This is a genomic window from Actinomadura monticuli (genome assembly GCF_041463655.1).
Lineage (GTDB): Bacteria > Actinomycetota > Actinomycetes > Streptosporangiales > Streptosporangiaceae > Spirillospora > Spirillospora monticuli.
Window position 1 is genome coordinate 330,298 of sequence record NZ_JAXCEI010000001.1, and the last position, 21,250, is coordinate 351,547.

Annotated in this window: 25 protein-coding genes; 9 read left to right on the top strand and 16 right to left on the bottom strand. The window is 72.1% G+C overall.

Annotated features, from left to right (window positions below):
- Positions 1-88 precede the first annotated feature (88 nt).
- From cysS to SM611_RS01585, 4 genes are all read right to left on the bottom strand, one after another.
- Positions 89-1,483, bottom strand: coding sequence for a cysteine--tRNA ligase (gene cysS, locus SM611_RS01570; RefSeq protein ID WP_371946948.1), 1,395 nt, complete (start codon positions 1,481-1,483; stop codon positions 89-91).
- Between the two features lie 84 nt (positions 1,484-1,567).
- Positions 1,568-2,812: an RNA polymerase sigma factor gene (locus tag SM611_RS01575; RefSeq protein ID WP_371946949.1), complete on the bottom strand. Its 1,245-nt coding sequence runs from the start codon at positions 2,810-2,812 to the stop codon at positions 1,568-1,570.
- Entirely contained in the window at positions 2,809-3,165 is a 357-nt protein-coding gene (locus SM611_RS01580; protein ID WP_371947402.1) for a YciI family protein, read from the bottom strand. The genes SM611_RS01575 and SM611_RS01580 overlap by 4 nt, the downstream gene beginning before the upstream one ends.
- A 103-nt stretch (positions 3,166-3,268) precedes the next feature.
- Positions 3,269-4,003 (bottom strand): DUF6585 family protein, encoded by a 735-nt coding sequence (locus SM611_RS01585; RefSeq protein WP_371946950.1) that lies wholly within the window; start codon positions 4,001-4,003, stop codon positions 3,269-3,271.
- Positions 4,004-4,217: 214 nt separating this feature from the next.
- Here SM611_RS01585 and SM611_RS01590 point away from each other — a divergent pair, with 214 nt between their 5' ends.
- From SM611_RS01590 to fahA, 3 genes are read left to right on the top strand one after another with little or no spacing between them, the layout of a single operon-like run.
- Positions 4,218-5,495 carry a DUF2637 domain-containing protein gene (locus SM611_RS01590; RefSeq protein WP_371946951.1) on the top strand — a complete coding sequence of 426 codons (1,278 nt, stop codon included), beginning with the start codon at positions 4,218-4,220 and terminating at the stop codon, positions 5,493-5,495.
- Between the two features lie 28 nt (positions 5,496-5,523).
- Positions 5,524-6,324 (top strand): hypothetical protein, encoded by an 801-nt coding sequence (locus SM611_RS01595; protein WP_371946952.1) that lies wholly within the window; start codon positions 5,524-5,526, stop codon positions 6,322-6,324.
- On the top strand, positions 6,321-7,538 hold the full coding sequence (fahA, locus tag SM611_RS01600) for a fumarylacetoacetase (RefSeq protein ID WP_371946953.1): 1,218 nt from the start codon (positions 6,321-6,323) through the stop codon (positions 7,536-7,538). Before SM611_RS01595 ends, fahA begins: the two co-directional genes overlap by 4 nt.
- Here fahA and ispF read toward each other — a convergent pair.
- Entirely contained in the window at positions 7,535-7,996 is a 462-nt protein-coding gene (gene ispF, locus SM611_RS01605) for a 2-C-methyl-D-erythritol 2,4-cyclodiphosphate synthase (protein WP_371946954.1), read from the bottom strand. The genes fahA and ispF overlap by 4 nt on opposite strands.
- Before the next feature lie 34 nt (positions 7,997-8,030).
- The gene (locus SM611_RS01610) at positions 8,031-8,513 is read right to left on the bottom strand and encodes a CarD family transcriptional regulator (protein ID WP_089328581.1); all 483 of its coding nucleotides are present in this window, start codon (positions 8,511-8,513) and stop codon (positions 8,031-8,033) included.
- A 349-nt stretch (positions 8,514-8,862) separates the two neighbouring features.
- Between SM611_RS01610 and SM611_RS01615 the strand changes: the two genes are divergently transcribed.
- Complete coding sequence (locus tag SM611_RS01615) at positions 8,863-9,636, top strand: hypothetical protein (protein WP_371946955.1); 774 nt, start codon at positions 8,863-8,865, stop codon at positions 9,634-9,636.
- 132 nt (positions 9,637-9,768) lie between these two features.
- The gene (locus SM611_RS01620) at positions 9,769-10,638 is read left to right on the top strand and encodes a hypothetical protein (protein WP_371946956.1); all 870 of its coding nucleotides are present in this window, start codon (positions 9,769-9,771) and stop codon (positions 10,636-10,638) included.
- A gap of 105 nt (positions 10,639-10,743) precedes the next feature.
- Here SM611_RS01620 and SM611_RS01625 read toward each other — a convergent pair whose 3' ends face one another.
- Positions 10,744-11,415: a winged helix-turn-helix domain-containing protein gene (locus tag SM611_RS01625; RefSeq protein ID WP_504230275.1), complete on the bottom strand. Its 672-nt coding sequence runs from the start codon at positions 11,413-11,415 to the stop codon at positions 10,744-10,746.
- A 5-nt stretch (positions 11,416-11,420) separates the two neighbouring features.
- Positions 11,421-12,632 carry a sensor histidine kinase gene (locus tag SM611_RS01630; protein WP_371946958.1) on the bottom strand — a complete coding sequence of 404 codons (1,212 nt, stop codon included), beginning with the start codon at positions 12,630-12,632 and terminating at the stop codon, positions 11,421-11,423.
- A gap of 179 nt (positions 12,633-12,811) precedes the next feature.
- Here SM611_RS01630 and phoU point away from each other — a divergent pair, with 179 nt between their 5' ends.
- Positions 12,812-13,474 carry a phosphate signaling complex protein PhoU gene (phoU, locus tag SM611_RS01635; RefSeq protein WP_371946959.1) on the top strand — a complete coding sequence of 221 codons (663 nt, stop codon included), beginning with the start codon at positions 12,812-12,814 and terminating at the stop codon, positions 13,472-13,474.
- Positions 13,475-13,508: 34 nt separating this feature from the next.
- On the opposite strand, the gene SM611_RS01640 is transcribed toward phoU, so the two are convergent.
- The 3 genes from SM611_RS01640 to SM611_RS01650 all read right to left on the bottom strand — a co-directional run bounded on the left by SM611_RS01640 (position 13,509) and on the right by SM611_RS01650 (position 15,363).
- Complete coding sequence (locus SM611_RS01640; RefSeq protein ID WP_371946960.1) at positions 13,509-14,036, bottom strand: hypothetical protein; 528 nt, start codon at positions 14,034-14,036, stop codon at positions 13,509-13,511.
- A gap of 167 nt (positions 14,037-14,203) precedes the next feature.
- Positions 14,204-14,476 carry a DUF397 domain-containing protein gene (locus tag SM611_RS01645; RefSeq protein ID WP_371946961.1) on the bottom strand — a complete coding sequence of 91 codons (273 nt, stop codon included), beginning with the start codon at positions 14,474-14,476 and terminating at the stop codon, positions 14,204-14,206.
- A 26-nt stretch (positions 14,477-14,502) separates the two neighbouring features.
- A complete protein-coding gene (locus tag SM611_RS01650) occupies positions 14,503-15,363 on the bottom strand; it encodes a helix-turn-helix domain-containing protein (RefSeq protein ID WP_371946962.1) in 861 nt (286 codons plus the stop codon).
- Between the two features lie 148 nt (positions 15,364-15,511).
- On the opposite strand from SM611_RS01650, the gene SM611_RS01655 reads away from it, so the two are divergent.
- Both SM611_RS01655 and SM611_RS01660 read left to right on the top strand, forming a co-directional pair.
- On the top strand, positions 15,512-15,772 hold the full coding sequence (locus SM611_RS01655) for a hypothetical protein (RefSeq protein WP_371946963.1): 261 nt from the start codon (positions 15,512-15,514) through the stop codon (positions 15,770-15,772).
- Complete coding sequence (locus SM611_RS01660; RefSeq protein WP_371946964.1) at positions 15,769-16,176, top strand: ATP-binding protein; 408 nt, start codon at positions 15,769-15,771, stop codon at positions 16,174-16,176. The genes SM611_RS01655 and SM611_RS01660 overlap by 4 nt, the downstream gene beginning before the upstream one ends.
- Before the next feature lie 13 nt (positions 16,177-16,189).
- Here SM611_RS01660 and SM611_RS01665 read toward each other — a convergent pair whose 3' ends face one another.
- From SM611_RS01665 to mshA, 4 genes are all read right to left on the bottom strand, one after another.
- A complete protein-coding gene (locus SM611_RS01665) occupies positions 16,190-16,549 on the bottom strand; it encodes a hypothetical protein (protein WP_371946965.1) in 360 nt (119 codons plus the stop codon).
- Between the two features lie 228 nt (positions 16,550-16,777).
- Positions 16,778-17,614, bottom strand: a complete 837-nt coding sequence (locus SM611_RS01670; RefSeq protein ID WP_371946966.1) for a phosphoglyceromutase — start codon at positions 17,612-17,614, stop codon at positions 16,778-16,780.
- A gap of 29 nt (positions 17,615-17,643) precedes the next feature.
- A complete protein-coding gene (locus tag SM611_RS01675; protein WP_371946967.1) occupies positions 17,644-18,135 on the bottom strand; it encodes a type III secretion system chaperone family protein in 492 nt (163 codons plus the stop codon).
- 49 nt (positions 18,136-18,184) lie between these two features.
- A complete protein-coding gene (gene mshA / locus SM611_RS01680) occupies positions 18,185-19,501 on the bottom strand; it encodes a D-inositol-3-phosphate glycosyltransferase (RefSeq protein WP_371946968.1) in 1,317 nt (438 codons plus the stop codon).
- A 146-nt stretch (positions 19,502-19,647) separates the two neighbouring features.
- Here mshA and SM611_RS01685 point away from each other — a divergent pair, with 146 nt between their 5' ends.
- Positions 19,648-20,406 carry an SDR family NAD(P)-dependent oxidoreductase gene (locus tag SM611_RS01685; protein WP_371946969.1) on the top strand — a complete coding sequence of 253 codons (759 nt, stop codon included), beginning with the start codon at positions 19,648-19,650 and terminating at the stop codon, positions 20,404-20,406.
- Here SM611_RS01685 and SM611_RS01690 read toward each other — a convergent pair.
- On the bottom strand, positions 20,385-21,236 hold the full coding sequence (locus SM611_RS01690) for a class I SAM-dependent methyltransferase (protein ID WP_371946970.1): 852 nt from the start codon (positions 21,234-21,236) through the stop codon (positions 20,385-20,387). The two genes, SM611_RS01685 and SM611_RS01690, sit on opposite strands and share 22 nt — an antisense overlap.
- Positions 21,237-21,250 lie beyond the last annotated feature (14 nt).

Here is a 21,250-nt window from a genome sequence, read left to right on the forward strand (position 1 = left end):
GAACGGCCGAACCCCCGCGAACATCCGATTTTATCCGCCCGCGGAGCCGCCGCGCGCACAACGCCGGCCGCGCGGCGAACGGCGTCCGTCAGCCGCGCTTCAACTCCCAGCGCGGGCCCTGCGGGGTGTCCTCGACGAGGACTCCGGCTTCCGCCAGGCCGTCGCGGATGGCGTCGGCGGACGCGTAGTCCTTGCGCGCCCGCGCAGCCTGCCGCTGCTCCAGGGCCACGGAGACGAGCGCGTCCACGACGGGACGGAGGTCTTCCTCGCCCGCCCGGCTCCACTGCGGCGACAGCGGGTCGATGCCGATGACGTCCGCCATGGCCCGCACGTCCGCCAGGGCGCGGCGCGCCTCGTCGTGGTCGCCGGACGCGAGGGCGCTGTTGCCCTCCCGGACGGTCTCGTGCAGCACCGCCAGCGCCTGCGGGACGCCCAGGTCGTCGTCCAGGGCCTCGGCGAACGCGGACGGCACCGACGAGGGCTCGACCGCGCCCACCACCTCCGACGCCCGCGTCACGAACCCCTCGATCCGCTGGTAGGCGGAGACGGCCTCGGCCAGGGCGGCGTCGGTGTAGTCCATGAGGGACCGGTAGTGCGCCGAGGCCAGGTAGTAGCGCACCTCCACCGGACGGGCCTTGCCCAGCAGATCGGGCAGCAGGACCACGTTGCCGACCGACTTGCTCATCTTCTCGCCGTCCACGGTGAGGAGCCCGTTGTGCAGCCAGTAGCGGGCGAACCCGTCACCGGCGGCGCGCGACTGGGCGATCTCGTTCTCATGGTGCGGGAAGATCAGGTCGACGCCGCCGCCGTGGATGTCGAACGCCGGTCCGAGGTACTTCGTCGCCATCGCGGAGCATTCGAGATGCCAGCCGGGACGCCCGTCGCCCCACGGCGTCTCCCAGGACGGCTCGCCCGGCTTGGCGCCCTTCCAGAGCGCGAAGTCGCGCGGGTCGCGCTTCACCTCCTCGTTGGGGGTGTCGCCGGTCGGCCGCATGTTGTCGAGACGCTGGTTGGACAGCGCGCCGTACTCGTCCGCCCAGGACTTGACGTCGAAGTACACGTCGCCGCCCGCCGCGTAGGCGTGGCCCTTCTCGATGAGCCGGCGGATCAGCACGATCATCTCCGGGACGTGCCCGGTGGCGCGCGGCTCGATCGTCGGCGGCAGGCAGCCGAGCAGGTCGTAGCCCTGCGTGAACACGCGCTGGTTGCCCTCCGCGACCGCGAACCACGGGACGCCCCGCTCCGCCGCCACCGCGATGATCTTGTCGTCGACGTCGGTGACGTTGCGCGCGAACGTCACCTCGTAGCCGGACGCGCGCAGCCAGCGCAGCAGGACGTCGTAGATGACGCCCGAGCGGAGATGCCCGATGTGCGGTGACGCCTGCGGGGTCGCGCCGCACACGTACATCCCCACGCGGCCCTCTTCGAGGGGCTCGAACGCGCGGACGCTGCGGGTGCCGGTGTCGTAAAAGCGCAGACTCACAGGGCCCAGGCTATTGGATCGGCGAGCGACCGCGCCGCGCATTACACGGTGCGCACCCGCGCGCCACCGGATCGTGCCCGCGCGTCACGCCCCCGCCTCCCCGGTGAGCCGGGACGCCCGGGATTCGAGGTAGCGGCGTTCGGGCAGGCTGGTCGTGCCCCGCGCCGCCTCCCGGTACGCCTCCCGCGCCGCGCCGCGGTCCCCGGTCATCTCCAGCAGGTGGGCCCGGACGGCCGCGAGCCGGTGGTGCCGCGCCATGCGCTCGTCGCCGTCCAGCGTCCGCAGCAGGCCGAGGCCCGCGGACGGGCCGTCCACCATCGCCAGCGCGACCGCCTCGTTCAGCGTGACCATCGGATTCGGGGCCAGGTGCGCCAGCAGCCGGTACAGCGCGAGGATCTGCGGCCAGTCGGTGTCCTCCGGCCGGCGCGCCTCCGCGTGGACGGCGGCGATCGCGGCCTGCAGCTGGTACGGGCCGGGCGGCGACCAGGTGAGCGCCTCGGTGACCAGCGCCGTGCCCTCCTCGATCGCGTCCCGCCGCCAGAGCGTCCGGTCCTGCTCGGTGAGCGGGATCAGCAGCCCGCCGCGTCCCGTCCGCGCCGGCCGCCGCGCGTCGGTGAGCAGCATCAGCGCGAGCAGGCCCGCGACCTCGCCGTCCCCCGGCAGCAGCGCGCGCAGCGCCCGTGTCAGCCGAATCGCCTCCGCGGTCAGGTCGGTGCGCTGCAGTTCGGGCCCGCCGGACGCCGTGTAGCCCTCGTTGAAGACCAGGTACAGCACCTGCAGGACGGCCCGCAGCCGCTCGTCCCGCTCGGCGGCCGGCGGCATCCGGAACCGCGCCCCGGCCGCCTTGATCTTCTGCTTGGCCCGGCTGACCCGCTGCCCCATCGTCGCCTCCGGGACGAGGAACGCCCGCGCGATCTGCGCCGTGGTGAGGCCGCCGACCGCCCGCAGCGTCAGCGCCACCTGCGAGGACGGCGACAGCGCCGGATGGCAGCACAGGAACAGCAGGGTCAGGGTGTCGTCGCCGTCGTCCGGCGGATCCGCGGCGAGGGGCGGCTCGGCGGGCTCCCGCGCGGCCACGGCTGCCTCCCGGTCGCGGCGCGCCCGCTCGCTGCGCCACTGGTCGGTGAGCCGCCGCGTCGCGACGGTCAGCAGCCAGCCGCGCGGGTTCTCCGGGACGCCCTCCTCCGGCCACTGGACGGCGGCGGCGAGCAGCGCCTCCTGCACGGCGTCCTCGCAGGCGTCGAACGCGCCGTGCCGCCGGACGAGCGTGCCGAGGACCTGCGGCGCGAGCGTGCGCAGCAGGTCCTCGACGGCCGGGGGCGTCCTCACACGTCCGTCTCGGCGCCGGTCATGACCGCCCGGACCTCCATGTGCCCGCCGTACCGGACGTCCGGCCAGCGCTTGGCGATCTCGACCGCCCGCTCCTCGGTGTCGCAGTCGACCGTGAGGTAGCCGGCGAAGTGCTCCTTGGCCTCAAGGAACGGCCCGTCGGTGACGGCCGGCTGCCCGTCCCGCTCCCGGACGACCTTGGTGGCGGACGGGTCGGCGAGGCCCTCGCCGCCGACCCACTCGCCCGACTCCCGCAGCTCCTTCATGATCGCGTCGACCTCGCCGAACAGCGCCTCGCGCTCGGCCTCCGTCAGCTCCGCGACGAAGCCCGGACGGTTGTAGATCAGCAGCATGTACTTCACGGTGTTCTCCTGTTCGGTCGGACGGCCGGCGGCCGCTCGGCACAACACGATCGGAGCCGCGGGCCCGTTCTCGACATGCCCCGCGAGAAAATCCTCATAGGGACTCGGCCAGGTCCCGGACGCGGTGGCACAGCACCGCGAACGCCAGCGCGTCCGGCATCTGGGAGGCGACCGCCACGAGGTCCGCCCGCCCCGTGCCCGCCCGTACCGCCACCATGCCGTTGTCGATCACCACGTCGTGGACGGCCTTCCACGGCAGCCGATCGCCGTCCTTCCCGACGCCGTCCAGGTCCACGGTGAACGGGCCGAGCCGCACGGATTCCCGCGCCCGCACCGCCGCCAGGTACCGCGGGACGATCCGGGCCGTCACCTCCGCGACCGCCACCCCGAGCACCTGGACGTCCGGGATGTCGTCTTCGAGGCGCAGCACGCCGCCGTCGGCGGCCACGACGGTGAAGCACCACCGGGCCCGCTTCCCGCCGCGCCGACCGGAGACCGTGACCGAGACCAGCTCGTCCCACGTGTAGCCGGCCTCGCCGCCGGGCCCCGCGACCGACAGGCCGCGGGCGTACAGGCGCGCGACGCGGTTGCGGACGCGCGGGCGGTCGCGTCCGGCGATCCAGCCCGCGGCGGCGGCGTAGCCCATGGAGAGCAGCAGCGCCGGGACGCCCACCCACCAGACGCGGTCGTCCAGGTAGACGACGGCCGCCGGGACGAGCGCCAGCGACGCCAGGCACAGCAGGCACAGCCACGCCCACGTGCGGCGTCCCGCCGCCCGGCCGTCGAACGTCCGGATCGGGTCGCCCAGCCGATCATGAGGCGCCGGCATGCCGCGCTACCCGGCCGTTCGGGTCCGCGTTCCCTGCACGAACCAGCCGTACGGCATCGCGCCTCCCTTCGGGATGTCGACGTCCATACCGTACGACTCCTCCTTTATGGTGCGCAGCGACAAGTGATCACCAAGAAGTTGCGGTTCGCCGCCGTCCCGGCTGGTTAATCTCGGCGGAGGACCCTCAGGCGCCCATCCCCCGGAACGAGAATCCATGCCATCTGATCGCACCCGGCCGTCCTACACCCGCGTCCAGCGCCGGCTGCTCACCGCCCTCGCCGGCCTCGTCGTCGCCGCGCTCGCGGCGGGCGCGTACGTGCTCACCTACGACGTGCTCCGCGAACTCGCCCTCGCCGGCCGGGTGAGCCGCCGCTGGGCGCCGCTGTACCCGGCGATGGCCGATACCCTCGTCGCGCTGACGATCCTGTCGCTGGTCGTGACCCGGGGCGCCCGCTGGTGGACGCGGCTGCTCCGCTGGGCGCTGCTGCTCGTCCTGGTCGCGGGCGGCGCCGCGGCCTCCGTCCAGCACTCGCTCCGGGGCTACGGCCCGCTCCCGGACGACGCCGTCCGCACCGGGGTGGCCGTCGCGCCGCACGTCATGCTGGTGATCGCGATCTGGCTGTGGCTGACGATGTTCAAGCAGATCCGGGTGGCCCGTCCGTCCGCCGAGGAGGCCGCGCCCGTGGACACCCAGCGCGGCCACGTGAAGGTCCTGGAGCCCGCCGCTCCCCCGCTCGCCCTTGAGGCTCCCGCCGGCGCCGAGCCGCGCGCCCCCGCCGCGGCCGAGGAGCGGGAGGAACTCATCCCGTTCCCGCTGGAGCCCGCCGGACCCGCCGAACCGGAGCCGAGCGGGCCCGAGTCCCCCGGGCACCGGGCCGCCGGGTACGAGCCGGAGACCCCCTGGCCCACCGTCCCGGACGGCATCGCCCAGCAGTGGAGCGAGCCCGAGGACGAACCGGACGCGCCCGAGCCCGCTCCACGGCAGCCGCGCGAGGAGGAGACCGCCGGGCAGGGGCACGCCGGGTTCGAGGACGTCGAGTACGGGGGAAGCCTGTCGTCCGAGCCGGAGCCGCCGCCGCTGGACGCGCTCCCCGAGCCGCGGCGGCCGCTCGACGCGCTGCCGACGCTGCTGCCGACCGACGTCGAGCTGGTCCGGAGCCGCGACCGGGAGGAGCCTGAGGAGCGCCCGGTCGCGTCGACGACCCGTCCCGACATCGTGCTTCCCGAGCTCGGGGGCACGGACGAGGACCTCCCCGGGCCCGGGAGCGCGGACGAGGACCTCCCCGGGCCCGGGGGCGCGGACGAGGACCTCCCCGGGCCCGGGGGCGCGGACGAGGACCTCCCCGGGCCCGGGGGCGCGGACGAGGACCTCCACGACCCGCCCGCCGCCGACCGCGCCGAGGACCCCAACGCCGGCGACGGCCCGGCCGGCGGCTGGAACCCGCCGCCGTCCGGCAACTTCCGCAGCGGTCCCACCCCGCCCGCCGACTAGCCGGACCGGTCCGGGGTAGTGAAGCGGCATGAGCGCCCTCCTCGCTCGGCTCTTCGACGACGCCGCGCTCTTCCCGCCGGATCGCGCCCCCATGGACGAGGCCCTGCCCGCCCACCGCGACGCCGTCCGGGACCCGGTCGCCGGGCGGCTGCTGTGCCCCGCGTCCCGGTTCGCCGAACTGCGGACGCATCTCGTCCCGGAGGACCTTCTCGACCTCGTCCTCGTCGCCGACACCGGGATCGACGGGCTGCCGAAGGCCCTCGACGCCGTCCGCGCCGAACCGCGCGTCAGGCCGTGCGCGGTCGAGATCGCCGTACCGGAGGACGCCGACCAGGCGCGGGCCGTCGCCGTGACGCTGGCGCGGCTGCCGTCCGACGTCCCCGCGCGCATCGGGGTGCGCCCCTCGCCGGGCTGGCGGGAGGCCCTGGACCGCGTCACCGCCGCCCGCGAGCGCGGCGCGCCCCTCGGCGCCGCGACCGGGGCCGTGTCGGCGCCGTTCATCGCGGCCTGCGCCGAACGCGGCCTCCGCTTCACGTGCGCGGGCACGACGGGCCGCGCCGCCCGGCACGCGTCCGGCCACGGGTTCCTGAACGTCCTGCTGGCCGCCGCGCATGCCGCCGCCGGGGAACGCGACCTCCAGCGGACGCTCGAACGCACCGACGCCCCAGCGCTCGCCGCCGAGGTCCGGGCGATGCCGGACGGCCCCGGGGAGGCCGCCCGGGGCCTGCTGGAGGCTGTCGAGGTCCGCGATCTCGCCGTGCCCCGTGCGGATCTGCGCCGCCTGGGCCTGATCGAAACGCCGGACGCGGGGGAAGATATGGCTCCATGACGACCGTTTCGTGGGTTGACGTCGATGAGGACGCCGGGTTCGGCATCGAGAACCTGCCGTACGGGGTGTTCGCGCGTCCCGGGGAGATGCCGCGCGTCGGCGTGGCGATCGGCGACCGCGTCCTCGACCTGGCGGCGATGTCCGCCGCCGGGCTGGTGGAGGACCGCCACTACTTCGCCTCGGGTTCGCTGAACGCCTTCATGGTGGCGGGACGTCCCGCCTGGCGGGCGAACCGCGACCGGGTGACCGAGCTGCTCACCGACGCGTCCTACCGGGGCCGGGTGGAGCCGCACCTCATCCCGGTCTCGGACGTGGAACTCCTCCGGCCGTTCGAGGTCGCCGACTACGTCGACTTCTACTCGAACGAGCACCACGCGGCGAACGCGGGCCGGATGTTCCGCCCGAACGCCGACCCGCTGACGCCGAACTGGAAGCGGCTGCCGGTCGCCTATCACGGCCGCGCGGGCACCGTGTACCCGTCGGGCACGCCGATCATCCGGCCGTACGGGCAGCGCCGCACGCCGGGCGACCCGGAGCCGTCCTACGGGCCCTCACTGCGGCTCGACTTCGAGGCCGAGGTCGGCTTCGTGGCGGGCGTCCCCTCCTCGGCCGGACGCGGCGTCCCCACGAGCGCGTTCCGCGACCACGTGTTCGGGTTCGTGCTCGTGAACGACTGGAGCGCCCGCGACATCCAGGCCTGGGAGTCGCAGCCGCTGGGGCCGTTCCTGGGGAAGTCCTTCGCGACGTCGGTCTCCTCCTGGGTCGTGCCGGTCGCGGCCCTCGAAGCGGCCCGGGTGACCCCGCCCGTCCAGGATCCGGCGCCGCTTCCCTACCTGAGGTGCGACGATCCGTGGGGCCTGGACCTGCACCTGGAGATCCAGATCAACGGGCAGGTCGCGGCCCGCCCGCAGTTCGCGTCGATGTACTGGACGCCGCCGCAGCAGCTGGCCCACGCCACGGTGAACGGCGCCCCGCTCCGCACCGGCGACCTGTTCGCGTCCGGGACGGTCTCCGGCCCCGAACGCGGCCAGCGCGGCTGCATGCTCGAACTCAGCTGGAACGGCCGGGAGCCGCTGGAACTCCCCGACGGCACGAAGCGCACGTTCCTGGAGGACGGCGACACGGTGACGATCCGCGCCCAGGCCCCCGGCGCCGCCGGCTCCCGCATCGCCTTCGGCGAGGTGACGGGCACCGTCCACCCGCCGCAGCCCTAGACGACCAGTGCGGTGGCCACGGCGGCCAGCCCTTCGCCCCGGCCGGTCAGCCCCAGGCCGTCCGTGGTGGTGGCCGAGATCGTCACCGGGGCGCCGTTCAGGGCCTCGCTCAGGATCTTCTCGGCCTCGGCCCGGCGCTTGCCAATCCTGGGACGGTTGCCGATGATCTGGATGGCCACGTTGCCGATGATGAAGCCCGCTTCGGCGACGCGGCGAGCCACCTCGCGCAGGAGGTCGGGGCCGGACGCGCCGGACCAGCGGGGATCGGACGTGCCGAAGACGGCGCCCAAATCACCGAGCCCGCACGCCGACAGGAGGGCGTCGCAGGCGGCGTGCGCGGCGACGTCGCCGTCGGAATGGCCGGCGAGGCCGTGGCCTTCGCCGGGCCAGTCGAGACCCGCGACCCGGAGCGGGCGCGGGGAGGACGAGAACGGGTGGACGTCGGTTCCGACGCCCACCCGGGGAAGCCGCTCGGTCAACTCGGTCGGCCGCTCAGCTGGCCAGGACCTCGTCGAGCAGGGCCTCTGCCTTGTCCTCGTTGGTCTTCTCGGCGAGCGCCAGCTCACTGACCAGAATCTGGCGTGCCTTCGCGAGCATCCGCTTCTCACCGGCGGACAGACCGCGCTCCTTGTCGCGCCTCCAGAGGTCGCGGACGACCTCGGCGACCTTGTTGACGTCGCCGGACGCGAGCTTCTCAAGATTCGCCTTGTACCGGCGCGACCAGTTGGTGGGCTCCTCGGTGTAGGGTGCGCGAAGCACCTCGAACACCTTCTCCAGCCCTTCCTGGCCGACGACGTCCCGGACGCCCACGTCCTCGACGTTCTCGACCGGGACCCGCACTGTCAGGTCACCCTTGTCAACCTTCAGAACCAGATAGGTCCTGTCCTCACCCTTGATGGTGCGAGTCTCGATGGCCTCGATCCGAGCAGCCCCATGGTGGGGGTAGACGACGGTGTCGCCGACCTGGAAAGTCATGTGACAAGTACCCCTTCCGCTAGAACCAGGGTAGCACGGAAACGAGCATGGCTGAACCGGCCTTCCAGACATATGCGCAGGTCAAGCCGCATATTGGGGTATTGACAAAGCCCTTTAATGGTGCATCGGCGTCCAGTTCCCCGCACTCAGTGTAGCCGGGAGATCACCCTGGTCCTCCCAGAACGCCATTACCTGTAAGACGACCCCGGTTACAAGCATCCGTCCCGCCATGCCCGCGGATGGGTTCCATACTGGAGGTGAGCATGCCGGGCGGCGCGGGTACGAAGCGCCCGGAAGGGTCCGAACAGGACGGCGGCCCGTGGCACGCGACCCGGGAGGGAGGTGGCGCGTGAGGCCGGACGGCGGCGACCCGGAGCCTGACGACTACGGGCTTCCGCACGTTGACGTCGTGGTGCCCGACGACGCCCGCGAACTCGAACGCGACATGGCCGCCTACCACCGCGAGAGGCGGCGCCGCCGGCGCAGGCGGCGGGTGCGGCGGCTGGTCCGCCCGGTGACCCGGTTCGGCGTCGCCATCCCGATCATCGCGGGCGCGCTGCTGATCGCGCTGCTCAGCGGCGTGCTCATGACGGCGTTCGGCCCCCGTCCCGTGCCCCGTCCGACGGGGGCGCAGCTCGCGCCGCGCCCGTCCGCGAGCCCCGGCAAGATCGGCGGCCTGCTGCCCGACGGGCGGGTCGGCCTCGTCCCCGACGGCCGCACCCCCACCCCGCTGCGCGACCTGCGCCCCGGCGTGATCGGCGTCGTCCCGCCCGCGTACGAGTGCGAGAGCGTGGTCGCGGAACTCGCCACCAGGACGCGCGAGTACAAGCTCAACTTCTGGCTCGTCGCCGATCCGCGCCCGGCCGGCGACCGCAAGCCCACGTCGCTGAAGGCCCTGAAGGCGTGCGCGGGCACCGCCCACGGCGGGACGCCGCTGATCCTGGAGGACCGGGAGGGCGTCCTCGCCGCGGCCTACGCCCCCGAGCCCGGCACGATCGGCCCGACCGGCAGCGGGCTCACCGCCGTGTTCGTGCAGCCGGACGGCGTCGTCACCGAGATCGTCCGCGCGCCGCGGCCGGGACCCGAGCTCGCCGGCCGGGTCAAGTCCCTCGGCACCGGCTGACCGGCCCCGCGATACGGCCTCGGGCGTGTCGGCCACCCCGAAGCGGGAAGTGCGCAAGGGTCTCGCTACGCTGCCCCTGGCGTATCTCACGCCACTCTCACTTGATGACACATCGCGAGGAGAACCGACGCCGTGATCCGAAACAGCCGTCGATTGGTCGTGCTCGCCGTCGCGGGTGCCGTCGCGATCGCGCCGGTGATCTCCGGCTGCGGCGCCGGCACGTCACCCCAGTCCGCTGCCCCGACCCGCCTGACCGAGGGCGTCAACGCGACGATCCCGCAGGACGAGAAGGCGGAGACGCAGATCAACCTGCAGAACATGTTCCTGCTGGGCGGCCAGGACGGCCAGCCGCTGAAGCCCGGCGCGGACGTTCCGCTCTACGGCGTGCTGATCAACCAGGTGCAGGGCAGGCAGGACCGGCTCGTCTCGGTCAGCTCGCCGGCCTTCGGCCAGGCGCGGATCGCGGGCGGCGGCCTCGTCCTGCCGCCCGCCTCGCCGGACGGGACGGGCAGCTTCGTGAAGCTGCTCGGCAAGCCGTCCGCAGCGACCCCGGCCGCGACGCCGTCCGGCCAGAAGAAGACCAAGCAGCCGTCCGGCACCGCCAGCCCGACGGCCAGCACCGGGACCGGCGCGACGCCGAACACGTCCACCACCCCGACGTCGGAGAACACGGGCGTCCCGGAGGAGAGCCTCCCGGTGACCCCCGGCACGGGCGACCAGCCGCTCGTGGTCCTCACCGGCCTCACCAAGGAGCTGATCGCCGGGGCGACGGTCCCCGTGCGGATGCAGTTCGAGCACGCCGGCGCCATCGAGTTCCAGGTGCCCGTCGCGCCGTACCAGGGGGACTTCGCCACCTACCCGCTGGCCACGCCGACCCAGCAGGCGCCCACCACGCCCGCGCCCGGGACGACGACGCCCGGGGCCACCGGGAGCCCGTCCCCCGGCGCGTCCGGTGAGCCGACGACGGGTGCGTCCGAGTCGCCCGGCGCCGGCGGCCACTGACCGCCTCACGCACGAGAACGGCCCGCCCCACACGACGGGCCGTTCTCTCGTATCCAGGGCCCCGCCGGAGCAGCGACCCGCATCTACCGAGTCACAGCGGGTCTGTCAGGGCTCGAACTTGTAGCCCAGTCCGCGCACGGTGACGATGTACCGCGGCGTGGACGGCGCCTCCTCGACCTTGGCGCGGAGCCGCTTGATGTGGACGTCCAGCGTCTTCGTGTCGCCCACGTAGTCGGCGCCCCACACACGGTCGATCAGCTGCATCCGGGTCAGGACGCGGCCGGCGTTGCGCAGCAGCACCTCCAGCAGCTCGAACTCCTTCAGCGGCAGCTGGACGGGGTCGCCGCCGACGCTGACCACGTGGCGTTCGACGTCCATCCGGACGGGGCCCGCCTCCAGCGTCGCGGGCGCCGGCTCGTCCACCTCGCCCTGGCGGCGCAGGACGGCCCGCATCCGGGCGATGAGCTCCCGGGTGGAGAACGGCTTGGTGACGTAGTCGTCGGCGCCGAGCTCCAGCCCGACGACCTTGTCGACCTCGCTGTCCTTCGCGGTCAGCATGATCACGGGGACGTTGGACCTGGCGCGCAGCTCCCGGCACACCTCGGTCCCGGGAAGCCCGGGCAGCATCAGGTCGAGGAGCACGAGGTCGGCGCCGTTGCGGTCGAAGACGTCCAGCGCGTCGGGGCCGGTGGCGGCGACCGCCACCTCGAAGCCCTCCTTGCGCAGGTTGTACGACAGCGCGTCGCTGAACGACTCCTCGTCTTCCACGACGAGCACGCGGGTCACTGTTCTGCCTCCCGGGCGGTGTTCTGTGGGGAATTCTCTGCGGTCCCGGCGGGGGGCCGGGGACGGCGCGGGGCGTCGAGCAGCGGGAGCCGGATCGTGAACGTCGACCCGTGCCCCTCCTTGCTCCACACCGTGACGTCGCCGCCGTGCTTGCCGGTGACGTGCTTGACGATGGCGAGGCCGAGCCCGGTTCCGCCGGTCTGCCGGGAGCGGGCGGGGTCGACCCGGTAGAACCGCTCGAAGATCCGGCCGATCTCGCCGTCGGGGATGCCGATGCCCTGGTCGGACACGTTGATCTCGACGTGCAGGTCGTCGGACCGCCGGGTCGACACGACGACCCGGGTGTGGTCGGGACTGTAGGCGACCGCGTTGTCGACCAGGTTGCGCAGCGCGGTGACGAGCAGCTCCTGGTCGGCCCTGACCTCCAGGCCGGCCTCGCCGCCGGACGCGAGCTCGATGTCCTTGGCGGACGCCTTGAACTGGCAGCGCTCCAGCGCCTCCACCATGACCTCGTCCAGGTCGACGGGCTTCAGGTCGGGCAGCGGCTCGGCACCCTGGACGCGCGACAGCGTCATCAGGTCTTGGACGAGGTGGGTGAGCCGCACCGACTCGTACTGCATGCGGCCCGCGAACCTGCGCACGGCCTCCGGGTCGTCGGCGGCGCCCTCGACGGTCTCGGCGAGCAGCGACAGCGCGCCCACCGGCGTCTTCAGCTCGTGGCTGACGTTCGCCACGAAGTCGCGGCGGATCGCCTCGGTGCGGTGCATGTCGGTGAGGTCTTCGGCCAGCACGAGAACGAGCCCGTGCGACCCGAGCGGCGCGACGCGGACGGCGAACCAGCGTCCGTCCGCGCGGCTGCGTACGCCGGACGGCACGACCTGGATCTCGGTCTCCCGGATCTCCCCGTCCCGGCGGACGAGCCGGGCCATGGCGAGCACCTCGTCCACGACCAGCCGGTCGCCGCTGACCAGCCCGTACGCCCGCGCGGCGGAGCTGGCGCGCAGCACCCTGTCCTCGCCGTCCACGACGACGGCCGAGGAGCGCAGGACGCTCAGCACCGAGGCGACCCCCGGCGGCAGCGCCCCCACGGGGACCGCCGGCGCCGGTGTCCGCTGGGCCCGCTCGCTCACACGCACCGCCAATCCCGTCGTGAGCCCGATCACGAGCCCGGCGAGCCCGACGAGGCTCGCCACAATCTCGACCTCCACACCTCGGATCGTAAGCGGCGTTCCCGCCTGCCCTTCCCGGCGGTCCAGGTCAGGAGGGTCTCGTTCCCCCAAAGTTCACCTTGCCATCCGGAAGCGTTCATGCCGGACGGGCAGAGTGTGGCGTGGGCGAGTCCGCCCCTCCCCCGACACCCCGGCCCCCTTTCCGCGAAGGACTTCAATTGCGCGACGCCTACCACGAGGAACTCGACTCCCTCACCGACAGCCTGGTGGAGATGACCCGCCTCGTCCGGTCCGCGATGGCCCGCGCGGTGACCGCCCTGCTGGACGCCGACCTGCGGCTCTCGGAGGAGGTCATCAGCGGTGACGAGCACGTCAACAAGATCGACGCCGACATCGAGGCGACGGTCTTCGACCTGATGGCGCGGCAGCAGCCCGTCGCGGGCGACCTGCGCACGCTGATCACGGCGCTGCGCATGAGCGGCGACCTGGAGCGGATGGGCGACCTCGCCGTGCACATCGCCAAGACCGCGCGCCGCCGGCACCCCGAGTCGGCCGTCCCGCCGGAGCTGCAGGCCACCGTCCTGGAGATGGGGCAGATCGCCGAACGCATGATCGCCAAGACGGGCAGCGTGATCGCGTCCCAGGACGTGGAGATGGGTCTGGAACTGGACGCCGACGACGACCAGATGGACCGGCTGCACCGCCGCCTGTTCGACATCCTGCTGTCCCCGAAGTGGACGCACGGCGTCGAGCCCGCCGTGGACATCACCCTCGCCGGCCGCTACTTCGAACGCTTCGCCGACCACGCCGTCCACGTCGCGGAGAACGTCGTCTACCTGGTGACCGGCCAGCGCCCCGAAGAGATCACCGACCTCCCCTGAGCGCGCCGCGAACGACCCTCGAGGACCGGACGGTCTACGACGACTGATCTTTCGGGAGCGCGTCCGGATGCCGGAAACACGGAGAGGAGACGTTCACGCCTATACGGTGCTCGCTCCCCCCTCCGGCGATGGGCGCTTCGAGAACCGCGCCATACCCTTTCTCCGGCGCGGCGACCCGCAACTGCCACGTCCCGCCGGGCGGCCGGCTGAACGCCGCGACCCGCCACCCCGCCCCCCGAAGATGCCCGCTGAGCCGAGTCAACGCCGCCGTGGCCTCCTCTTCGCTCCGCACGCTCATCCAGGTGTTCACGGTCATCAGATAGGGGCTGTAGTCGACATACCAGGGTTTCAGGTAGGGGTTGGCGTCAGGCGGGCCGGTTCTCCGCACACCTCTGCGGTCGGCTTCGTTTCCGCAAGGCAGTGGATTGACGCCGGCCGTTCTGCCGTCCGCGGGCGGTCCGACCCCGAGCCCCTTCTGTATCTGGCCGGTAAGAGCCTCGACCTTGCCGGCGACGTCCTTCGGATGCGCCACCGGCAGACCGTCGTTCCCTCGAACCTCCATGCCCCGCCCTCCGGGACCACCCGTCCCGCACCCGCCCAGAACCCCCGCGAATAGCGCTACAGCGACCACAGTGCATCGACGCAAGAATCCCGCCCCTCTCCGCGCACATACGCTCAAGAGCGAACCTGAGAGTCAGGTGGGCCTTGCTGAATACCGCACTTGCGAACTCAGGAAACGGGGGCGGCGAAGTCCGCGATCAGGCGCGCCGAGTCGAACTCGCGCTTGCCCACGCCGTCCAGGAACGCATCCCACTCGGCCACCGTGAACACCTGCGGCTCCCGCTCCGGATTCTTGCTGTCCCGGACCAGGACGACGAACTCCTCCCCCGCCTTGTTCGCAACCCCGCAGTCACACCCGCGCACCACAGCCACCTCGACACAGGCACCACCGTTGTTGCCGCTGAAGGAGCTCTTGCGCCACTTCCGAACGGTCGCGTCCATCCTCGACACCCCTTGCTAGATCCTGCCTACGCCAACTCGGTCGCCACCTGGCGCAACATCGCGATCGTCTCCTCGGGGCCGAGTGCTTGAGCGCGCAAGTGGTCGAATATCAGCCTATACCGGTCAACCTCGTGCGGCTTTTGGGTGTAGAGCCCACCGATCTGCTGCTCCATGTAGACCTTGTCGGGATCATCGGACGCAGGAAACTTCAGCAGGTAGAACATGCCGTGCATTGCGCCGTGTTCACCGACGGCGAGAGGAAGCACCTGAAGCGTCACGTTCTGGAGCCGAGCAACCTTGATCAGGTGCTCGATCTGATCGCGCATGATCTCGCGCCCACCGACCGTGCGACGAATCACCGCCTCATTCAGCACGAACCAGACCTCAAGGGGATCCTTTTCGGACAGCCGCGCTTGCCGCGTGCCCCGGACAGCGACCTTGCCGTCGATCCCCTCCTCACTGTCCGGGGACGGCGCCGTGGACAGGATTGCCCGCGTGTAGCCCTCGGTCTGCAAGATTCCGGGTACGAGCTCGGCCTCGTAGCCGAACACATGCGAAGCGGACGCTTCCAAGACGACGTAGACCTGGAACCACTCTGGAATCGCACCGGAGTACTGGTGCCACCAGTCGGGTTCCCGGGCCAGCCGGGCGAGTTCGAGGATCGCGTCCGCCGCCTCGTCCTCAACCTCGTACAGGGCCAGCAGGCGCTTCACGTCCCGGACCAGTACTCGGCTCTTGTCGTTCTCGATACGGGTCAGTTTGCTCTCGTTCCATCCCATCTGCTCGGCCACGGCCTCCTGACTCAGGCCGGTCCTCCCGCGGAGGCTTCGGAGTTCCCGGGCGAGACGGGTGCTGGCCACGGTCGGAACGTGCCTGCCTGGCGCCATCTGAGCCTCTCAATCCATCGAGCTATTTAGCGGCCTACAAATAGGCTCTTGCGTTCATGCTCCTCCGCGTGCATCCTAACGACGACAGATCGAACGCGCAGCGTGATTGCAAAATCACCCAAAGTGGTCACTGTGAGGAGAATGCCCGATGACGGGGCGCGAGGTGCAGTTGCTTCACCTGGTGGTGCTCGCCGTCGAGTTGGACGTCCTCGGGCGGTCCTGCGCGATCGCGCTCAACCGGTACGACGTGCCGGTCCTGTACGTGCCGAGGGGCACGGAGACATTGAAGATCAAAGCAGAACTGCGAGGCGACCAATGGTTCTACGCGTGGGGGCGGAGTCCCTCGAACCGGATTCCGGTGGACGGGCGGGCGGCACGAGGGATCGCCGCGACGACGGCGGCGCCGTGAGGGGACGCTTCCTCGGGCTCATCGTCTTCCCCGGGGCGGTCGAGGAGGTGCCGGACGCCCGGCATTACGTGCGGAGCCTGCTCGTCCGCAACGGGTCGCCCGCCATCGCCGACGACGCGGAGTTGCTGGCGTGCGAGTGCGTCAGCAACGCGATCCGCTTCACTCGCAGCGGCGCCGGCGGCGGCAGGGTGGCGGTCAAGCTGCTGGGGCTGGACGACGCTCTCCGGGTCGAGATCCTGGACGAGGGCGGGGCGACGTCCGTCCCGGCTCCGCGCGGCAGGCCCGACTCCGCCGAGGCGGAGAGCGGCCGTGGCCTGCACCTGCTCGACGCGCTCGCGAAGGAGTGGGGCAGCCTGCCTTACGGTCCCGGGGCCCTCACCTGGTTCACGATCGCCCGCACCTGACCGGCCGGTTCCGTCAGGCGAACCAGTCGGGGGCGGCGGAGAACGTGATGAGGTCCGCCAGGACCGGGACCGCGAGGGCGGTGGCGATCAGCGCGCAGCGGATGCCGAAGCGCGAGGGCCGCAGGGTGAACACGGTCGCGATCGACGCCACCACCGGGACGATGGCGATGCCCACGAAGATCTTGGCGAACAGCGGGCTGCCCGAGCAGGAGACCTCACCGCAGGAGTCCGGGCCCGTGAGCACCAGGGCTGACATCAGCAGGTTGAACAGCACCAGGACCCCGGCCAGCACGAACAGCACGGGCAGCGTGAGCGCGGCCCCCAGCGAGATCTTGTCGCTCTGGTCCGCGGGCGTCGCGGTCTGGTAAGCCATCCTCGTGCTCCTCGATGTCCGTGTGCGATCACGTTCATCGTCGCCCGGACAGCCGTAGCCGAGACAGGGCGCAAGTACTCAGTCCAGACGCCACACCTACTCAGCCGCCCCCAGGTGCGTTGACCTGCGGCGTGTTGTTGTTATCCGGCTATCCATAACAACAACACGCCGCAGGTCAACGGAGGGGGCGGGCGCGGGTGTGGGGGCTCGCTCGGCAGGCCCCGCGCGTTACTTTTTGCGGCCGCGCCTTGTTCTGCCCTTGGGCTTGGCGTCCTTCGCGTCCTTGGCGTCCTTCGCGGGGGGCTTCGGGGCGCCGGGCTTGGCTGCGCCCTGGTTCTTGACGGCCTCGATGGCGGCCTTGGCGGCGGCCGGGTCGAGGTACTCGCCGCCGCGCTTGAGGGGGGCGAAGTCGTCGTCCAGCTCGTAGACGAGGGGGATGCCGGTCGGGATGTTGAGGCCGACGATCGCCTCGTCGGAGATGTCGTCCAGGTGCTTGACCAGCGCGCGGAGCGAGTTGCCGTGCGCGGCGACCAGGACGGTCTTGCCGACGGCCAGGTCGGGGACGATCGCGTCGTACCAGTAGGGCAGCATGCGGTCGACGACGTCGGCGAGGCACTCCGAGCGGGGGATCAGCTCGGACGGCAGCTCGGCGTAGCGGAGGTCGTTGACCTGGGAGAGCGGGTCGTCGTCCTTGATGGGCGGCGGCGGCGTGTCGTAGGACCGGCGCCACGTCATGAACTGCTCTTCGCCGAACTCCTCGCGCGTCTGCGCCTTGTTCTTGCCCTGGAGGGCGCCGTAGTGGCGCTCGTTCAACCGCCAGGAGCGCTGGACGGGGATCCAGAGGAGGTCGGCGACGTCCAGGGCGATGTTGGCGGTGCGGATGGCCCGCTTCAGCAGGGAGGTGTGCACCACGTCGGGGGTGATGTCGGCGTCGAGCAGCAGGTCGCCGCCGCGGGTCGCCTCACTTTCGCCCTTCGCGGACAGGTCGACGTCCACCCAGCCGGTGAACAGCCCTTCCGCGTTCCAGACGCTTTCGCCATGCCGGAGCAATACCAAGGTCGCCATGGCATCAGAGCCTAGCGGCCTCGTGCGGGTCACTCGCGGTTGGCCGGGTCCGCGAAGGAGGCGAACGCCTGGAGGTTGGCGAGGCTCTCGCCGCGCTTGACGCGCCAGTCCCATTCGCGCTGGATGGACGTCTTGAACCCGCGTTCGAGGGCCTTGTCGAAGTTCTCGTCGGAGTAGGTGAGGACGCAGCCGAGGACGCGGTCGATCTCATCCGGCGAGATGCCCTCAAGGGGGAGCTTTCCGACGAGGTGGACGTCGCCCACGTCGTCCAGGGCGAACGCCACCCCGTACATTCGGCCGTTCTTCTCCAGGAGGAAGCGGTAGAACTCGGCGTGGTTCTCGTCGGGCCGCCGGCAGAAGAACGCCTCGACGTGCAGGGAGTGGTCACCGACGATCAGCCACGTCATGGTGGCCAGCTTGTGCTGCCCGGGGAGCCTGACGAAGAACGCCTTGTCGCGCGGCTCCTCGAACTCCAGCTCGGCCGCCTTGAGCGTCTCCCGGATGGTCTCGACGTGACTCATGCCTGCCTCCCGCGGGGGACGACCCCCCGCACCCCCCGGTTCGCTTCGCTCATGCCGTGGCCTCCGCGGTCATAGGGGCGGCGGGGATCGTCATGGCACCGGTATACACGTCGAGGAGGCGGTCGACGGTGGCGTCCCAGCCGAAGCCGTCCGCATGTCGGACGGCGCCGCGCGCGAGGCGGGCGTGCAGGCCCGGCTCGGCGTGCAGGCGGCGCAGGACGGCGGCGTAGTCGGCCGGGTCGTGGCCGGGGATCAGCACGCCGGACTCGCCGTCCGCGACGGCCGTGCAGAGGCCGCCGACGCGGGAGGCGACGACGGGCGTCCCGCACGCCTGCGACTCGACGGCGACGAGCCCGAAGGACTCGCTGTGGGACGGGACGACGGTGACGTCCGCGGCCCGGTACCAGTCGGCCAGCTCGCTCTGGGGGCTCGGCGGCTCGAAGCGCATGACGTCGGAGATGCCGAGCCGCGCGGCCAGCGACTGGAGGCCCTCGGGGCGGCAGCGGCCGGAGCCCGACGGGCCGCCGACGACGGCGACGACGAGCTTGGAGCGCAGTGCCGGGTCGTCGGCGAGCATGCGGGCGACGGCGCGGAGCAGGACGTCCGGCGCCTTGAGCGGCTGGATGCGGCCGACGAACAGCAGGACGTAGGCGTCGCGGGGCAGGCCGAGGCGGCGCCGGGCGGGGCCGGTGCGGTGCGGGAGGAGCCCGGTGCTGCGGGCGAGGATCGGCGACTCGGGGCGGAACAGGGACAGGTCGACGCCGGGGCTGACGGTCGCGACGCGCGCGGGGTCGGCCTCGTACAGGCCGACGAGTTCGTGGGCCTCCTTGGCGGTGTTCGCGACGAGCTGGTCGGACGAGGCCACGACCTGCTCCTCGCCGAGGACGCGCTCGGCGGGCTCGGGCTTGTCGTCGTCCGCGAGGGCCGCGTTCTTGACCTTGGCCATCGTGTGCATGGAGTGGACGAGCGGGATGCCCCAGCGCTGCTTGATCGCCCAGCCCGCCTGCCCGGACAGCCAGTAGTGCGTGTGGAGGAGGTCGTAGTGGCCGGGGTCGTGGGACGCCTCGACGCGCAGCACCCCGGACGTGAAGCCGCACAGGTGCCGGGGGAGTTCGGTCTTGTCCAGCTCCTCGAACGGCCCGGCGACGACGTTCCGGACGAGGACGCCCGGGGCGAGTTCGACGACCGGGGGCAGGGCCCGCGACGTCGCGCGGGTGAAGATGTCGACTTCCACGCCCCTCGCGGCCAGCCGCTTGGCCACCTCGACGATGTAGACGTTCATACCGCCCGCGTCGCCCGTACCAGGTTGGTCAAGGGGGGAAGTATGAACACTGACCGTCGCAACCCGGTTGATACGACGCGACACTGCACACCACCTCCGGTAGTGCAACCTATCGACCGCGTTGGGTGTTCCCTCAGCAAGGGGGACATTCGTGACTTGCCGCCACAGTGACCGACCTCACCGCGGCCCGCCCGCCGCCCCGTCCGCCCCCACCTGGGACCCTGGTAGGCATGCGTAAGACCGCGATAGTGACCGGAGCAAGCAGCGGGATCGGGGCGGCCACGGCGAAGCGCCTGGCCGCGGAGGGGTTCAACGTCGTCCTCGCCGCGCGGCGCCGCGACCGCCTCGACGCCCTCGCCAAGGAGATCGCCGAGTCCGTGCCGGGCGCCGGGCGGGTCGCGCCCGTCACGCTGGACGTGACGTCGCAGGAGTCGGTGGACGCGCTCGCGGCGGCGGTCGACGCCTGCCACGTCCTGGTCAACAACGCGGGCGGCGCCATCGGACTCGAGAGCGTCGCGACCGCCGACCTCGCCGACTGGCAGGCGATGTACGACACCAACGTGCTGGGGCTCGTGCGGGTGACCAAGGCGATCCTGCCGAAGCTGATCGAGAGCGGCGCCGGCCACGTGGTGAACATCACCTCGCTCGCCGCGCACGTCCCGTACGAGGGCGGCGGCGGGTACAACGCGGCCAAGCACGCCGCCTACGCGGTCAACGACGTGATGCGCCTGGAACTGGTCGCCGAGCCGGTCCGGATCACCGAGGTCGCGCCGGGGCTGGTGAAGACGGAGGAGTTCTCGCTGGTCCGGTTCCGCGGGGACGAGGAGCGGGCCGCGAAGCCGTACGAGGGCGTCCCGGAACCGCTGGTCGCCGAGGACGTCGCCGACTGCGTCGCCTGGGCCGTCACCCGTCCGCCGCACGTGAACATCGACCGGATCGACGTCCAGCCGCGCGTGCAGGCGGCTCCCTACAAGCTGCACCGCGAGTAGGGCGCGACCGCCGTCCAGGGGAGGGTGACCTCGCCGAGGCGCCACCGGGTCCGCCCACCGAACGGGGGACGTGTAAGGACCGGATGGGTCCGCGCCAGCAGCGACACCGCCTCGACCCAGCGCGCGCGGGGGCCGAACGCCGAGTGCGGCGCGGCCGTCGCCCAGCAGCGGTCGAACGCGGTCAGCAGCTCGTGGACGGGCTCGCCGGGCACGTTCCGGTGGATCAGCGTCTTCGGCAGCCGTTCGGCCAGCGCGGACGGACGTTCCAGCGACCGCAGATGGGCCGCGAAAGTGATGGTCTGGGGGCCGTCTTTGGTGAGGGTCACCCAGACCGCGCGCCGCCCGATCTCGTCGCACGTCCCTTCGACGAGGACGCCCGATGGCGCCAGGCGGGCGCGCAGGTCGTCCCATGCGCGCCAGGCGGCCGGCTCGTCGTACTGCCGCAGCACGTTGAACGCCCTGACCAGGACGGGCGGTCGCGGAACGGGCAGTTCGAACCCGCCGCGCCGGAAGGACAACCCTCCATAGAGGGCCGCGGGTTCGGGGGCCTTCCTCAGGGTCGCCAGCAGGGCGAGGCCGGCGGCGACCCGCTCCGGCTCTATCTCGATGCCGGTGACCTCCAGGTCCGGGGAGACGGCGCGGAGCCTGGCGTACAGCTCGAACGTCGTGATCGGGGAGGCGCCGTAGCCGAGGTCGACGGCCAGGGGGCGCGCGCCCGAGCGCAGCGGGCGGGCCTGGGTCGCGGCGATCCAGCGGTCGACGCGGCGCAGGCGGTTGGGGGCGGTGGTGCCGCGGGTCACCTCCCCCCGCGGCTTCCGGGCTGGGGGCACCCGGCAATTGTTCC